The sequence below is a fragment of the Burkholderia sp. BCC1996 genome (assembly GCF_905339955.1).
Taxonomy (GTDB): domain Bacteria; phylum Pseudomonadota; class Gammaproteobacteria; order Burkholderiales; family Burkholderiaceae; genus Burkholderia.
Genome location: NZ_CAJPHM010000030.1, coordinates 41,756 through 56,490 on the forward strand (window position 1 = coordinate 41,756; position 14,735 = coordinate 56,490).

Below are 14,735 nucleotides of genomic sequence, written 5' to 3' on the forward strand. Positions count from 1 at the left end.
GTCGTTGCCGACTTCAACATTCAAAACAGTTCGAGTTCGCCCGCTTCCACCATCGGCCCCACGTCCTGCACGGATTCGCGGAAATCCTCCGGCGACCAGCTCAGGCTGAACACGAAACGCTGGTCGAGCCGCACCGACCGCCCCGATGCGGGGTCGGTCATCCGGTACTTGAAACAGAGCTGCGGACAGTCGCCGCCGAACGAAATGAACTTCTGCTTGTGATTGACGACGAGCGGCACCTGCACCGGATGGCGCGCAAGGGCCTCCGCGTCGCCGAGATAGCGGTTCTTGAACGCGCCCCACACGAGGTTGGTCAGCTCGCCGAGCACGCTGTTCACGTCGCGGAAATCGGGTGCCCGGCCGTCGTCGCGCGTGCCGCCGATCATGTCGAGCAGCGGCTGCTCGCTCGTCTGCAGCAGCATGTAGCCGCGGCACCATGCGCTTTCCAGCGCGATCAGGCTGAACACCTCGCCGAAGATGATCTGGTCGCGCACGATGCACGGCGTGTCGCGCTCGATCGTCATGCCGGGGAACAGGCTGTCGAGCCGCGCCTCGGTGATCTCCGCGATGCCGCGCACCAGCGCGTTCGGGTAGTCGCGGCCGAACAGGTATTCGTCGATCGCGCGCTTGAGCGGCGTCAGGTCGTCGGCGACGTAGGCCGCGCACGCGACGCGTGCGAGCGCATCGGGCAGCCCGTCGCGCGACGCGTCTCCTGCATTCGACATGCGGCGCAGGATGATCGGCAGCTCGGGTCGCAGCGCATCGATCTGCGTCGCGACGATCGCGCTTTCGTCCGGCGAGCCGCCGTAGTCCTCGGCGAGCAGGATCGCGCCGAGATCGATGTTCGAGCGCAGCACCTTCAGCAGCCGGTTGCGCCGCACGGTCAGGCCGACCAGGTTGTGCTCGTCGCAGAAGCGCTTGAGCGTCGCCGCATGCGCGCGGCTGTCGTCGAGCACGAGCACCTTGCTGACGGGTTGATCTACGGTCATGTCGCGGAGTCCTCGCAATCGGTCAAAACAGTTCGAGCTCGCCGCCCGTGTCCACGCTCGCCGCTTCCGACACGTGGAAATCGACCGGCGCGTTCGCGCACACGCACAGCGTCGCGCCGATCCGCACGTCGCCGTCGAGCGTCACGTCGTACGCGGCCACATGGCCGGGATTCAGCGCCTGCAGGTAGTCGATGCTCGCGCCGCTCAGCAGGTAAGGCGTCGACATCCCGAGATCGGGGAACGGCACGGTCAGCGCCTGGTTGATCGCGCCGCAGCACAGGTTCGCGACTTCCATGAACGCTTCGGGCAGCGGCCGCTGCGCGCTCGCGCCGGGCGCCGCCGCAGCGAAATGGCGGCGCGTCGGTTCGTCGTCCCGAAAACGCAGCGCGAGCAGCAGCCGGAAATGCAGCGCCGAGATCGTCAGCACTGCGACGTGTTCCGCGATCTTCGGCATCGCGCGCGACTTCGTGCGGGATGGGTCATGTGACGCACCATGTACGTCGTCGTCAGCCGGCCGGATCTCGCATGCGCCGCCGGACGCGAGCCGCGTGCGCGCCGCATCGAAGAAGATCCGCTCGAAACCGGCGCGGGCCTGCGCGCTGATCACGCCGCCGCTCCTTCGAGCCGCGCATGCAGCTGCCCCGCCAGCGTCTCGACCGTCGCGAGCGCGGCCGTGATCATCTTGCCGCCGGCCTGGATGTCCTGAAACGTCGCGGCCGTCACGAGATCGTTGCGGTTCAGGCTGTCGCGATAGCTGTTCGACAGTTGCTGCGAGCGCGCGGCAAGCCCGCGCACCTCGCTCGCGACGATCGAGAAGCCGCGTCCCGCGGCACCCGCGCGCGCGGCCTCGATCGATGCGTTCAGCGAGACGATCGACACGTGCGCGACGATCGCCGACAGCTCCTGGTTCTTCGTGCGCATGTCCTGGTTCTGCGTGGTCAGCGAGATCATCTGCTCGTGCCAGCGCTCGAACGTGCCGGCCAGCCCGCGCAGGCGCGCGGCTTCGCCGGCGAGCTTCGCCGCGTGCTGCGACAGCGCGGCGCGCTCGGCCGCGAGCGCCTGCAGCGCGTCGCGCTGCTCGCCGGTGCCGGCCGCCTCGCGCGCCCGCGTTTCCTCGAGTTCCGTTTCGCGGCGCGTCCATGCCTGTGCGGCTTCCACATGTGCGGCCGCGGCTTCGTCGGCCCGCGCATCGGCCGCGCCGAGCGCGGCGCGCAACGCGTCCGCTTCGCGCGTCAGCGCGGCAACGAGCCGCGCGCGTGCGATGCGCCACGCGAACGCGGCGATCGCCGCGACCACGAGGCCGCCCGCCAGCGCGGCACCGATCGGGATCATCCACGCTTGCACGATCACTCCGTTGCGTCGACGTTCACGGCGTGCGCCGGCTGCCCGGCTTCGCGCGCCGCAGCGTTGGCCACGCCGTTGACCGCACCGTCCGCCGCGAAACGCGCCGGCAGCGACACGATCGTCTCGAACGCGCGATACGACGCGCCGACGCGATCGTCGGTAAAGCGCAGCGCGATATCGCCGCCGTCGCGCTTCAGGAAGTTGCGCACCGCGTCCATCCCGACGCCGCGCCCCGATACTTCGGTCACCGCGCGCGCGGTCGAGAAGCCCGGGCGGAAGATCAGTTCGGCCACGGCTTCGTCGGTCAACCCGGCTTCGTTGCCGGCGTCGATCCAGCCGCGCTCGCGCGCGATCCCGTGAATCCGGTCGAGCGCGAGGCCGCGGCCGTCGTCGGCGAGCACGAAGCGCAGTGCATCGCCGTCGACGTCGACCGCGATGTCGATCTTGCCGGCCGGCGCCTTCCCGGCCGCGCGACGCTCGTCCGACGTTTCGATGCCGTGGTCGATCGCGTTGCGCAGCAGGTGCATGAACACGTTCGCAAGCGTCGCGCCGATCTCGCTGCGCACGCGATGGCCGTTGCTGTCGATATGCACGACGGGCGCCGGCTTGCCGAGTTCGGCCGCGAGCGACGGCAGCGATTCGATCACGCCGCCCAGCGCATCGCCGATGCCCTGCGTGCCGAACTGGCTCAACAGGCGGCGCACCGAATCGCGCGCCGCGTGCCAGTCGCCCGCGTTCGCCGGATCGGCGCCGTCGAGCATGCGCAGGCTCTCGCTGATATGCGCGCGCTCGACCATCAGGTAGTCGGCGCCGCCATGCTGCGCCGCCTCGCCGTGGCGGCCGAGCGTGACCGCGTTGATCGTCGCGTAGCGGTCGACCGCCTCGCGCACGCGGGCGAGGTCGTCCATCAGCGCATCGCGGTTCCACTCGGGGCCGCCGTCGGCGCGGCGCAGCGATTCGTATGCCTGCTCCGCTTCGTGCACGATGTTGGTCAGGTGCTGCAGGCTGTACGTGCGCGCATTGCCCTTGATCGTGTGCATGTTGCGGAACAGCGCCGCGACGATCGAGTGATCCGCGCGTTCGTGCTGGCGGATCATCCGCTCGTTCTCGCTGAGGAAACCCTTCGCGCTGTGCACGAAGTCGTGGAACTTGTCCTGGCTGATCGACAGGATCTCGCCGATCATCTCGAGGCGGCGCTGCTGCTCGCCGGCCTGCGCGGTCAGCTCGCGGATCTCCGTCACGTCGCGCACGCACAGCATCAGCCGCACGACCGTGTCGGTCTCGTCGGTGATCGCCGACCAGCTCAGGTCGAGCCATTTCTCGCGGCCGTCCGGCATCCGCTTCGCGACTTCGTTGACGAGCAGGTGCTCGTTGAACGCGAAGTTCATGCTGTCCTCGCCGAGGCACGCATGCACGGCCGCGTCGACCTGCGAGCGCGCGTCGGAACCGATGCCCGAATCGTCGAACACGAGTGCCATCAGGTCGCGGCCGGCGATGTCGTTCGTTTCGAAGATGGTTTCGAGGTAAGCCGAATACTCCGCATGCACGACCCCGCCTTCGACGACCGTCAGGATCCCCTGCTGCATGTTCTGCAGCATCGCCTGGATGTCGGCCGTCTTCTGCTTCAGTTGCGCGGCGTTCTCCTGGATCTTCTCGATCATCCCGTTGAACGCGACGATCGAATGGCCGATCTCGTCCATCCGGCCCACCGGCACGCGGCGCGTGAAGTCCTGGCTCGTCGCGATCTCGCTCATTGCCGTCTGCATCCCGATCAGCGGACGCGTGATCTGGCGATACAGCACGAAGCCGAGCGCGGTCAGCAGCACGACCACCGTGCCCGCCACCCCCGCGATCGCGGTGGCCGTCGTCGCGAGCATGCCGTTCAGCGCCCGGATCGCGTCGTCCTTCTGGCGGTTCTTCTCGACGCGCAGCGTGTCGACGATGCTTTCCAGTTCGTCGCGATACTGCGCGACGTTCGCGAATAGGTACGCCTGCGCCATCTCGGGCTTGCCGTCGGTCTTCATCTTCACGGTGTCGTCGATCGCGGCGAAGTAGTTCGCGGCGCTGTCCTTCGCCTGCGCGACGAGGCCTTCCTGCGCGCGGCCGACCGCCGATTTCGCCTGGGCGTCGAGCGCGGCGCGCAGCGCACCCTGCTTCGCCTTCAGCTCGTCGCGCGCCTGCGCGGCGGTGTTCGCGTCGGGCGCGTACACCAGCGTCATCGTCGCGATCTGGATATTCTTTACGTCCGCGACGAGATCCGCCGACGCGAGCGCGCTCGGCACGATTCCCTGGGTAACCTGACGCACCTCGGACGCGCTCTTGCGCGTCTGGTACACGGCGTACACGCCGATCGCGGACAACGCGAAAAACGTCAGGACGACTAGCAGCGTAATGCGATGACGGATGGTCATGAGTACAGCTCCCCGCAGCGATCCGCCTTCGATCGCGCTCTGGCCTATTGAAAGAATGTGAGCGGCGAATTATCGGGGATGGTGTATGACCGTCCGATGACTGAAAATCAATCGGCCGTTGAGGAAATCGCAATGATTAATTGCGACGGGAAAATCCTAAAGTTTTCCGCGAATGCGCCGTTAACCTTCGGCGCCTCCAGGCTCCGGCCGCTTGCCGGGCCGCGCGGAATAATCGCATCCGGAAATTTATTCTTCGATTCTCGATTCGGCAATTCAATCCGGTCGAATACCGGTGAAACGTTTGCGCATTAACCGTGAATCGAATCGCTCGCGGAGTCATCTACGCGCGATAACGGAGCTCATGCGCGGGCCGGGCCGGCGGGCCGCGTCATTGCCGCTCACGGATCGAGCGCACCGCCCGACCAGCCTGCCGACGGCCGCGACCCGGTCAGCTTCAACGCGACGTCGCCCTGCGCGACCAGCCGCTCGCGATTGCGCGTGACGATGCGCCCGGCTTGCGGCGCCACCAGCACGTGCTCGCTGCCGGGCACGCCCGGCTGCACGACGATCCGCGCGATGCGCTCGCCGGCATCGACCGTCGCGCCGAGTTCGCGTTCGTACACGAGCACGCCCGACACCGGCGCGAGCACGGTTTCCATGTGCGCGATCGGCACAGCGTCGCCGTTCCAGTCGCGCGCGCCGGCCGGTTCCGCGATCACGCCGCGGCCGCGCAGGAACGCAAGGACGCCGTCGGCATCGCGTTCGGCGAGCGTGTCGGACACGTCGGATTGGCCGCGCAATTCGATCGTCGCGACGAGTCGCTCGCGCAAACCGCCGTTGCGCGCCCAGTGCGCGGCGATCGCGCCTTCGAACGCGCCGTCGTCGTCCTCGTCCCACAGGATCGCGACGTCCACGCCGAGCGCGGCCGCGAGATCGCGGCCGGCCGGCCACAGATCGCGATGCAGGTATACGTACGGCAGCGCCTCGGAATCGGTGTGCAGATCGAGCACGATGTCGGCGTCGCACGCAGCGTCGAACACCGTGCGCTGCCACGCGGCGAACGTCGTCGCGGGCCGGCGCGCCGCAGCCGATTCGTGGAAATGCCGGTTGAAATTGCGATGCGTCGCGTCGTGGAAGCGGCCGAGCAGCCGCCCTTGCCGGAACTGCGCGAGCCCGAGCGGATTCGCCTGCGGCACGACCGTCACCGTGCCGCGCAGCACGCCGCGATCGTGGGCCGTGCAAAGTTGCGGCAGCAACCGGTGCAGCACGAGCATGCCGGCGATCTCGTCCGCATGCACGCCGGCCTGCAGGTGTACGCGCGGCCCGTCGCCGCCCGACAGCCGCCATGCGCGGATCGCGAGCGGCTGGCCGCCGTCGCCCGGCACCTGCCACGTCAGCGTTTCGATCATCGTCGCTCCTCCTTCCGGTTCCGGCTATGCATCACGACGCCGCGCGCGCGTTCCCGCCGAGGCTCGCGACAAATGCCGCGATACGCTCGCACGCGTCGGCGAGCTTCGCATCGTCGACGACGAAGCCGAAGCGCACGAAACCCGACGCCGTCTCGCCGAACGCGCTCGCATCGAGCAGCGCGACCTGCTTCGCGCGGAACAGCCCCCACGTGAAAGCGTGCGCATCCAGCCCCGTGCCGCGCACGTCGACCATCATGAACATCCCGGCTTCCGGCAGCAGGCAGCGCAGCCCCGGCACGTCGCGCAGGCGCGCGTACGCGAGATCGCGGCGGCGCCGATACAGCTCGCGCATGTCGGCGACGATCGCGGCCTTGTTGTCGAGCGCGGTGACAGCCGCCTGCTGGACGAAGCCGGGCAGTCCGTACAGCATGCACAGCGCGAGCCGTTCCGCATGCTCGATCAGCTCGGTCGGGCCGATCGCCCAGCCGACCCGCCAGCCCGGCATCGCATGCGATTTCGACAGGCTGCCGATCGTCACCGTGCGCTCGGCCATCCCCGGCAGCGACGCGATGCTGACCATGTCGCGCTCGAACGTCAGCTCCGCGTAGACCTCGTCGGACACGACCCACAGGTCGCGCTCGCACGCGAGCCGCGCGATCCGTTCGAGATCGGCGCGCGGCATCACGACGCCGGTCGGATTGCACGGCGTCGCAAAGAAGATCGCTTTCGTGCGCGGCGTCACGGCCGCTGCGAGCGCGTCGACATCGAGATGAAAACCGCGAGCCGCATCGACCGGCACCGGCACGAGCGTCGCGCCCGACGCGCGCACGCTGGCTTCGTACGTGAGGTACATCGGCTCCGGCACGAGCACCTCGTCGCCGGCCTCGCACAGGCACAGCGCCATCGCGAACAGCGCGTTCTGCGCGCCGGCCGTCACGATCACGTGCTCGGCGCCGACCGCCTGCCCGCACGCCTTCGCATGCTCGCGCGCGATCGCCGCGCGCAGCTCGGCACGCCCGCGCACTTCGCTGTAGTGCGTATCGCCGCCGCGCAGCGCGGTCACCGCGCGTTCGACGATCACGTCGGGGGTCGGGAAATCCGGATCGCCGACGCTCAGCACGATCGCCGGCTCGCCGGCCGCGACGGCCGCCTGCGCCGCGTAATGAATGTCCCAGGCGGTCGTGCGCTTGCCCTGCAGGCGCTCGACCAGCTTCGAATAGTTCATGTGTTCTCCGTCGCGCGGCGCCCGCCCGGCCGCCGCGCCATCAAGGGTTCGTTCAACGCGGCATGCGCACCGGCACACGCCGCTCGAGCCGGCCGAACGCGCGCTCGATCGCGAACGCGAGCACGACGTAGATCACCGCGATCGCCAGCAGCGGCTCGTAGGTCCGCAAGGTCTGCGCGCGGATATAGTTCGCGGCGCCGAGCACGTCCATCACCGCGACCGTCGACGCGAGCGCGGTCGATTTCAGCAGCATCACCGTCTCGCCCGCGAGCGTCGGCAGCAGGATCTGGATCGCGCGCGGCAGCCACACGCGCCGCGCGATCATCGACGGACGCATCCCCATCGCGCGCGCGGCCTCGATCTCGCCCTTCGGCACACCGCGCAGCCCGGCGCGCAGCACTTCGCCGACGTACGCGCCGACGCTGATCACCAGCGCGAACGCGACGTACCAGAAGCCGTCGCGCAGGAACGGCCACAGCACGCTGTCGCGCAGCGCGGGCCAGCCGGCGAACAGCGAGCCGACGCCATAGTAGATCAGGTAGATCTGCACGAGCAGCGGCGTGCCGCGGATCACTTCGGTGAACGCCTTGCTGACGCGCGCGACGACTGCATTGCCCGACAGCCGCGCGAACGCGACGGCGATCGCGAGCCCGAAGCCGAACACGGCCGACACGACGAGCAGCTTGACGGTGGTCAGCACGCCGAGCAGCAGCAGCGACCCGTAGGAAGACAGTACGCTCAGATCCATGGCATTGATCCGGTTCGGTCGAAAGATGCGTGGAAAGGCGGGACGTGGGTCACGATGCGGGTCACGATGCGGGCATCCAGCGGCCGAAGCGCCGCTCGATCTCGCGAAACAGCATGCCCGACAGCGACGTGATCGCGAAATACACGGCCGCGACCATCAGGTAGTAGTGCAGGTACTCGCGCGTCGAACCGGCCGCCTGCTTCGCGGTGTAGAGCAGCTCGCTGTAGCCGACCACGCTGATCAGCGCGCTGTCCTTCACGAGGATCAGCCACAGGTTCGTGAAGCCGGCCAGTGCATACGGCGCCATCGCGGGCAGCGTCACGCGGCGGAACACGAGCGCGGGCGGTGCGCCGAACGCGCGCGCGGCTTCGATCTGCCCGTACGGGATCGCGAGGATCGCACCGCGGATGATCTCGGCCGCATACGCGCCCTGCACGATGCCGAGCACGATCACCGCGGCCGCGAAGCCGTTGACCGCGACCGGCCCGACGCCGATCGCCGTCATCAGCAGGTTGATCGCGTCGGTGCCCGCGTAGTAGAGCAGCAGGATCAGCAGCAGCTCGGGCACCGCGCGGCACAGCGTCGTGTAGCCCTGCGCGAGCCGCTCGAACGCGCGCACGCCGGACAGCTTCGCGACCGCGCCCAGGAGCCCGAGCACGATGCCGACGACGAACGCGCCGAGCGAAATCTCGAGCGTCACGCCCGCGCCCTGCAGCAGCGCGACGCCCCAGCCGTCCGGGTCCATGCCCAGGTAGCTCACCCATCCCCAACCGTCCATGCCGCCTCCTCGTCCGTGCGTGGCGCCCGTCGGCGCGAAATCGTGCGATCAGTGCGGCCAGAGGTCGATCGGGAAATACTTCTTCGCGATCTGCGCGTACTTGCCCGACGCATGCAGCTGCTCGAGCGCCTGGTCCATCTGCTGCTTGAGCGGCGCATCGGCCTTGCGCATCCCCGCGCCGACGCCGTAGCCGAAGATCGCCGGATCCATCTTCACGCTGCCGGGGCCTTTCAGCTCGAACGTCGCACCGTCCTTCGACTTCAGGAAGTCGAGAATGCCGAGCTGGTCGAGATACATCGTGTCGATGCGGCCCGCGACGAGGTCCGAGTTGCAATCGTCCTGCGTGTTGTAGAGCCGCACCGTCGCCGTCTTGCCGTACGCCATCTTGATGAACTCGGCGTTCGCGGTCGAACCCTGCACGCCGATCACCTTGCCCTTCAGGCCGTCCGGCGTCAGCGTGAGCTTCTGGTTCTTCGCGCCGACGAAGGTGCCCGGCGTCTCGTAGTACGGCCGCGAGAACGCGATCACCTTCTGGCGCTCCGGCGTGATCGACATCGAGTTGAAGATCACGTCGATCTTGTCGCTGAGCAGCGCCGGGATGATGCCGTCCCACGCGACTTCCTTGATCTCGCACTTCGCCTTCATCTGCTCGCACACCGCGCGGATCAGGTCGGCCTCGAAGCCGCTCCACTGCCCGGTCGGGCTCTTCATCAGGAACGGCGGATACGGCTCGGCGGCGACGCCGAAGCGCAGCACGCCCGACGACGCATGCGCGGAACCGAACGGCGCAAGCGCCGCGAGAACGAGACTCAACAGGCACAGCAGACTGCGAACGATACGCTTCATGGTCGGACTCCTGGCTGGAAAGATACGAAATCGGTACGGCCGGCATCGGTGCGGCCGGCCGCGCAGGCAGGCACGCGCGGGCCGTGCCATCGGTTCAGTGACGTTGCCGGTGCGCGTTGACGAACTGGCGGCAGCGTTCGCTCTGCGGCGCATCGAAGATCTCGGCCGGCGTGCCGCTCTCCTCGACGCGTCCTTCGTGCAGGAACAGCACCTTGTTCGACACGTCGCGCGCGAATGCCATCTCGTGCGTGACGAGAATCATCGTGCGGCCTTCGCACGCGAGATCGCGGATCACCTTCAGCACTTCGCCGACGCGTTCGGGATCGAGCGCGGAAGTCGGCTCGTCGAACAGCATCACTTTCGGCCGCATCGCGAGCGCGCGCGCGATCGCGACACGCTGCTGCTGGCCGCCGGACAGGAACGCCGGATAGACGTTGCGCTTGTCGGCGAGGCCGACGCGTTCGAGCAGCTGCTCGGCGCGCGCGAGCGCTTCGGCGCGCGGTTCGCGCAGCACGTGCACGGGCATCTCGATCACGTTCTCGAGCACCGTGCGGTGCGCCCACAGATTGAAGCTCTGGAACACCATGCCGAGCCGCGTGCGAATGCGTTCGACCTGGCGCGGATCGGTCGGCACGGTGCGGCCCTTGCGATCGAGCTTCAGCCCGATCTCCTCGCCATCGACGACGATGCGCCCGCGGGTCGGCGTCTCGAGCAGGTTGATGCAGCGAAGCAGCGTGCTCTTGCCCGAGCCGCTCGCGCCGATCAGCGAGATCACTTCGCCTTCGCGCGCGCTCAGCGACACGCCCTTCAACACCTCCAGCTCGCCGAACCGCTTGTGCAGGTCCGTCACCTGCACGCGCTCCTCGACCGCCGTCTTCACGCTCTCCACCCGCGCCAACATGCTGTCTCCTGTGTCGAATTCTCACGCCCGTCCCGCGCGGGATCGCGGCGTCTTGTTGAATGGCCGACCAACCTCATGCGGAGTCGAGTATAGGCTCTGTTGAACAAGGGTTCAACAGATTTCAATATTCCGGAAGCAAGGGTTTTCGCGGGTTCCATCGCTGTAATTGAACAAGCGTCCGACACTCCCCTATAATCGGTGCCATGACGATTCCGTAAGGTCCCTCCGTGAAAAAGACTCCTGGCAGCGCACCGGTTCAGACCCGCAGCCGCGGCATCCGAGAAACGCCCGCGGTGCGGCAGCAATCGATCATCGACGCGACGATGCGCTGCATCGCGCGCTACAGCTATTCGGAAACCACGATCGACCGCATCTGCGCGGAAGCGAAGGTGTCGCGCGGGCTGATCAACCATCACTTCCAGTCGAAAGACGAGCTGATGGCGCAGACCTACAAGCGGCTCGCGGCCGACCTGCTCGACGTGTCGCGCGCGGCCGCCGCGAACGCGACGGGCCCCGAGGACAAGCTCGACGCGATCATCAAGGTGTGTTTCGCCGCGCCGGTGTTCGCGCCGAAGAACGTGAAGGTCTGGCTCGGCTTCTGGAGCGTCGCGCACAGCGATCCGGTGATCCGCAAGGCGCACAAGGAGCTGTATGCCGGCTACCGGCAGGCGTTGAAGAAGCTGTTCGACCAGATCGCGGAAGTGCGCGGCGGCACCGTCGACAGCGAACTCGCTGCGCTGACGGTGACGGCGGTGATCGACGGCTTCTGGCTCGAACTCGCGCGCGACCCGACGTCGTTCACCGCGGAAGACGCGCTGACGAGCTGCCTGCGCGTCGTCGATTCGTTCCTGCCGCCGTCGAAGACGGCGCGCAAGCGCGCGTAACGCACACAACGCGCCGCGCCGGCAAGCCGGCGCACTCGCGCCGCAACCGGCACGACGGCCTCGCATCGCGAGGCCGTTCTCATTTTCAGGCCGCACGAATCTCGATCAGGTACGGCGCATCGTGCGCGGCCGCTTCGCCGAGCGCACCGGCCAGCGACGCACCCTCTTCGACGCGCTGCGCACCCCATCCATACGCGTGCGCGAGCGCGACGAAATCGGGCGTATGCAGATCCACGCCGACCGGCTCGACGCCGCCGTCGATCATCGCACGCTTGATCTCTCCGTAACCGCCGTTGTTCAGCAGTACGACGATCACGCGCGCGCGATGCTGCACCGCGGTGCCGAGTTCGGCGAGCGTGTACTGGAACCCGCCGTCGCCGGCGAGGCAGACCACCGGCCGCGATGCATCGCCGAGGCTCGCGCCGACCGCGGCCGGCAGCCCGTAGCCGAGCGAGCCGAAGCCGACCGACGCGTTGAACCAGCTGCGCGGACGCGACGCCGCGAAGCCGACGTTGCCCGCATAGACGATCCGCGTCGAATCGCCGACCAGCGCCGCATCGGGCAGCGCGTCGCGCACGCTGTCGAGCAGCGCGAGATCGCGCCGCATTTCGTCGTTCAGTTCCTGCCGCGCGGCCAAACGGCACGTCGCCGCGCGCTCAACGCCGTCGCCGTCAGCGCGCGCCCGCGCATCGCCCGGCCACACGCGCCGCAGCGCGCGCAGCGTTTCGCCGACGTCGCCGAGCAGCGGCAGCGCGGGCACCGCGTTGCGGCACAGCTGCTGCGGATCGATGTCGATCCGTACGAGAGGCGCGGGCATCGAGAAGCTGCGCGTCGCATACAGGTCGTAATCGGTCGGGCCGAGCTCGGTGCCGAGCGCGACGATCAGGTCGCTGTCGCGCATCAGCGCGCGCACCGCGTCGCTCGACGCCGACCACGACACGCCGAGCGGATGCGCGCTCGGCAACACGCCGCGCCCGTTGATCGTCATCACGACCGGCGCGTCGAGCGTCTCCGCGAGCCAGCGCACGTCGGCGGCCGCGTCGAGTGCACCGCCGCCCGCGAGAATCAATGGTGCGCGCGCGACGGCGGCCTTCGCACGCAATGCGTCGATACCGTCGGCCGATGCGGGGCCCGGCGTGATGCGCGGCGGCACGGCCGGCACAGGCGGCAACGTGTCGGCCGGCGCCGCGAGCACGTCGAGCGGAATCTGCAGATGCACGGGGCGCGGCCGGCCGCCCGAGAACACCGCGAACGCGCGTGCGATGACCTGCGGCAGCGCGTCGGCGCGCGGCACCGTGTAGCTGAACGCGGCGATGTTCTCCGCGAACGCATGCTGGTCCGGCAGTTCGTGCAGATGGCCGTTGCCGGAGCCGATGTCGCCGGACGCGTTGACGCTCGAAATCACCAGCATCGGAATCGAATCCGCATACGCCTGCGCCATCGACGTCGCGATGTTCGTCATCCCGGGGCCGGTGATCACGAAACACACGCCGGGCTTGCCGGTCGCGCGCGCATAGCCGTCCGCCATGAAGCCGAGGCCCTGCTCGTGGCGCGCGCTCACGTGGCGCAGCGCGCTGCCGGCGAGCCCGCGGTACAGCTCGATCGTATGCACGCCGGGAATGCCGAACACCGTGTCGACGCCGTAGGCGGCGAGCAGGTCGACCAGGTACATGCCTACTGTTTTCATGTGATTTCCATCGTTCAGGGTAAGGAGGTGGATCGCGCGCGGCCCCGCGAGGCCGTCAATGCGCGAGCCCCGGCAACAGTTCGCGCACGCCCTGCGCGAGCATCTGGAACGCGATCGCGGTCAGCACGATGCCCGACAGCCGCTCGACCAGCGTCCTGCCGATCTCGCCGAGCCGTCGGCACCACGACGCCGAGCACGCATACGTGAGCCCGATCACGCCCGCGTGCAGCACGCACGCCGCGCTCAGCGCCAGCAGGTCGGCCGGCGTATGAAAGCGCGTCGCGGTCGTGATCACGAGCGACATCACCGCGCTGCCGATCGATAGCGGGAAGATCAGCGGCACCGCGATGTAGCTGCGCCATTGCGCATGTTCGAGGCGCGTGTCGCCGCCGCAGCGCTCGTCGTTCGCCGTGCCGCGCATCATCGGGATCGACCACAGGCACAGCACGAGGCCGCCCGTCAGCGTCAGCGCACCGAGCGTGAGGCCGAGCATGCGCAGCAGGAACTGGCCGCCCCACACCGCGCCGATCATCAGCGCCGCGATCCACGCGAACAGCCTGAACGCGATCTGCCGCTGTGTCACGTCGGGAAAATGCCCGGTGACGGCCGCATACATCGGGATCGCGACGGGCGGACAGAACAGCGTCAGGAGCCCGGTCAGGAACAGCAGCACGTCGCTCGACGTCAGGGTCATCGCTCGAACTCACATGCGCTCGGGTGGATAAGCGGCGCGGCGGCGACGCGGCCGGGCGTGATCAATCCTGCGTGGCGTCCTGCGGCGCGCGTTCGCGCGGCCGCATGTCGCCGTCGAAATCGTCGAGCGTCGGAAACGCCATCGGTTCGTGCCGGTCGAGCTCTGCGAGATAGGCGTCGTAGCGTGCGAGCACGGCCGCGCGCTCCGCGTCGCCGATGTACGGCACGTGATAGCCGACGAACGACGGCAGCACGTCGAAGCCTGCGTAGCCGAGCGTGCCGCGCAACACGTGGCGCAGCATCAGGTCCATTTCGCCGTGCACGCCGTCTGCACCGAACATGTAGTCGCGGCCGCCGCACGTATAGGCGAGCAGCGCGCGCTTGCCGCGCATCCCGCCGCGATCATAGAAGCGCACGCCGCCGTACACCTTGCCCGACACGAGCACGCGGTCGATCCAGCCTTTCATGATCGCCGGCACCGAGCACCAGAACAGCGGAAAGCTCAGGATCAGCAGGTCGCACGCGGCGAGCTTGTCGAGTTCCGCGGCGATGTCCGGCGCGATCGCGTGCGCGGCAACGTTCTCGCGCTGCTCCAGCGCGTAGACGAGATAGTCGGGGTTCTTGCGCACGCCGAAATCGGCCGCGCTCGCGACCGGATTCCACTGCATCGCGTACAGGTCGGACACCGTCACGGTATGCCCCTGCGCTTCGAGCGTGCTCACCGCACGGTGCAGCATCGACGTCGTGAACGACTGCGGTTCGGGATGGGCGTGAACGATCAGGACTTTCATGGTGCGAGTTTTCTCCGCAACGTAACGTT

General features: G+C 68.3%; 14 protein-coding genes. 1 reads left to right on the plus strand and 13 read right to left on the minus strand.

Annotated elements, in window-relative coordinates:
- Nucleotides 1–20 precede the first annotated feature (20 nt).
- The 10 genes from U4Z64_RS31485 to U4Z64_RS31530 form a co-directional block, all read right to left on the minus strand.
- Nucleotides 21–989 carry a chemotaxis protein CheX gene (locus U4Z64_RS31485; protein ID WP_044843940.1) on the minus strand — a complete coding sequence of 323 codons (969 nt, stop codon included), beginning with the start codon at nucleotides 987–989 and terminating at the stop codon, nucleotides 21–23.
- A 22-nt stretch (nucleotides 990–1,011) separates the two neighbouring features.
- Nucleotides 1,012–1,596 (minus strand): hypothetical protein, encoded by a 585-nt coding sequence (locus U4Z64_RS31490; RefSeq protein ID WP_321822005.1) that lies wholly within the window; start codon nucleotides 1,594–1,596, stop codon nucleotides 1,012–1,014.
- The gene (locus U4Z64_RS31495) at nucleotides 1,593–2,333 is read right to left on the minus strand and encodes a methyl-accepting chemotaxis protein (RefSeq protein WP_321822006.1); all 741 of its coding nucleotides are present in this window, start codon (nucleotides 2,331–2,333) and stop codon (nucleotides 1,593–1,595) included. Before U4Z64_RS31495 ends, U4Z64_RS31490 begins: the two co-directional genes overlap by 4 nt.
- 2 nt (nucleotides 2,334–2,335) lie before the next feature.
- Nucleotides 2,336–4,744, minus strand: coding sequence for an ATP-binding protein (locus U4Z64_RS31500; RefSeq protein ID WP_321822007.1), 2,409 nt, complete (start codon nucleotides 4,742–4,744; stop codon nucleotides 2,336–2,338).
- 398 nt (nucleotides 4,745–5,142) lie between these two features.
- Nucleotides 5,143–6,153 (minus strand): succinylglutamate desuccinylase/aspartoacylase domain-containing protein, encoded by a 1,011-nt coding sequence (locus tag U4Z64_RS31505; RefSeq protein WP_321822008.1) that lies wholly within the window; start codon nucleotides 6,151–6,153, stop codon nucleotides 5,143–5,145.
- Between the two features lie 31 nt (nucleotides 6,154–6,184).
- The gene (locus U4Z64_RS31510) at nucleotides 6,185–7,378 is read right to left on the minus strand and encodes a pyridoxal phosphate-dependent aminotransferase (protein ID WP_321822009.1); all 1,194 of its coding nucleotides are present in this window, start codon (nucleotides 7,376–7,378) and stop codon (nucleotides 6,185–6,187) included.
- A gap of 52 nt (nucleotides 7,379–7,430) precedes the next feature.
- A complete protein-coding gene (locus U4Z64_RS31515; protein WP_044843935.1) occupies nucleotides 7,431–8,126 on the minus strand; it encodes an ABC transporter permease in 696 nt (231 codons plus the stop codon).
- Nucleotides 8,127–8,187: 61 nt separating this feature from the next.
- A complete protein-coding gene (locus U4Z64_RS31520; protein WP_044843934.1) occupies nucleotides 8,188–8,904 on the minus strand; it encodes an ABC transporter permease in 717 nt (238 codons plus the stop codon).
- Between the two features lie 48 nt (nucleotides 8,905–8,952).
- A complete protein-coding gene (locus tag U4Z64_RS31525) occupies nucleotides 8,953–9,750 on the minus strand; it encodes a transporter substrate-binding domain-containing protein (protein WP_044843933.1) in 798 nt (265 codons plus the stop codon).
- 94 nt (nucleotides 9,751–9,844) lie between these two features.
- Complete coding sequence (locus tag U4Z64_RS31530) at nucleotides 9,845–10,651, minus strand: ABC transporter ATP-binding protein (RefSeq protein ID WP_044843932.1); 807 nt, start codon at nucleotides 10,649–10,651, stop codon at nucleotides 9,845–9,847.
- Nucleotides 10,652–10,878: 227 nt separating this feature from the next.
- On the opposite strand from U4Z64_RS31530, the gene U4Z64_RS31535 reads away from it, so the two are divergent.
- Nucleotides 10,879–11,535: a TetR family transcriptional regulator C-terminal domain-containing protein gene (locus tag U4Z64_RS31535; RefSeq protein ID WP_321822010.1), complete on the plus strand. Its 657-nt coding sequence runs from the start codon at nucleotides 10,879–10,881 to the stop codon at nucleotides 11,533–11,535.
- Nucleotides 11,536–11,620: 85 nt separating this feature from the next.
- Here U4Z64_RS31535 and U4Z64_RS31540 read toward each other — a convergent pair whose 3' ends face one another.
- The 3 genes from U4Z64_RS31540 to U4Z64_RS31550 all read right to left on the minus strand — a co-directional run bounded on the left by U4Z64_RS31540 (nucleotide 11,621) and on the right by U4Z64_RS31550 (nucleotide 14,706).
- Nucleotides 11,621–13,222 carry a 5-guanidino-2-oxopentanoate decarboxylase gene (locus tag U4Z64_RS31540; protein WP_321822011.1) on the minus strand — a complete coding sequence of 534 codons (1,602 nt, stop codon included), beginning with the start codon at nucleotides 13,220–13,222 and terminating at the stop codon, nucleotides 11,621–11,623.
- A 55-nt stretch (nucleotides 13,223–13,277) separates the two neighbouring features.
- Nucleotides 13,278–13,916, minus strand: a complete 639-nt coding sequence (locus U4Z64_RS31545; protein ID WP_321822012.1) for a MarC family protein — start codon at nucleotides 13,914–13,916, stop codon at nucleotides 13,278–13,280.
- A gap of 61 nt (nucleotides 13,917–13,977) precedes the next feature.
- A complete protein-coding gene (locus U4Z64_RS31550; RefSeq protein WP_321811702.1) occupies nucleotides 13,978–14,706 on the minus strand; it encodes an NAD(P)H-dependent oxidoreductase in 729 nt (242 codons plus the stop codon).
- Nucleotides 14,707–14,735: the final 29 nt, after the last annotated feature.